The sequence below is a fragment of the Staphylococcus sp. 231237_7MaSpsaltlick genome (genome assembly GCF_043107035.1).
This window is the reverse complement of the sequence record NZ_JBICNX010000410.1, coordinates 1-423: the sequence shown is the minus strand read 5'-3', so window position 1 is coordinate 423 and position 423 is coordinate 1. Positions and strand designations below refer to the sequence as shown.

Annotated in this window: 1 protein-coding gene; it reads left to right on the top strand. The window is 35.9% G+C overall.

Annotation, left to right across the window (positions count from 1 at the left end; all coding sequences use genetic code 11):
- Positions 1 to 57: 57 nt before the first annotated feature.
- Positions 58 to 423, top strand: a 366-nt coding sequence (locus ACF91D_RS32125) for a family 1 glycosylhydrolase (RefSeq protein WP_392438759.1), incomplete at its 3' end; no start/stop codon positions are given.

Below are 423 nucleotides of genomic sequence, written 5' to 3'. Positions count from 1 at the left end.
AAAAATAATGAACATTAGCTGAAAATAAATATAAAAATTATAGAAAGAAGGTATATTATGAGTTTTCCAAAATCATTTATGTGGGGCGGCGCGACTGCTGCAAACCAGTGTGAAGGCGCATATAATAAAGACGGTAAAGGGCTGAGCACTGCTGATGTCATGACATCATCGAAATATGGACATCCTAGAGAGGTGACTCAAACCATTGATGAGACGAAACATTACCCTAGTCATCATGGTGTAAATCACTATGAACGTTATGAAGAAGATATTAAACTTTTTGCTGAAATGGGTTTTGAATGTTATCGCATGTCTATTGCATGGTCTAGGATTTTTCCGAATGGTGACGATGCTGAGCCCAATGAGGCTGGATTGAAATTTTATGATAATATATTTGATTTATGCTTGAAGTACAACATAGAA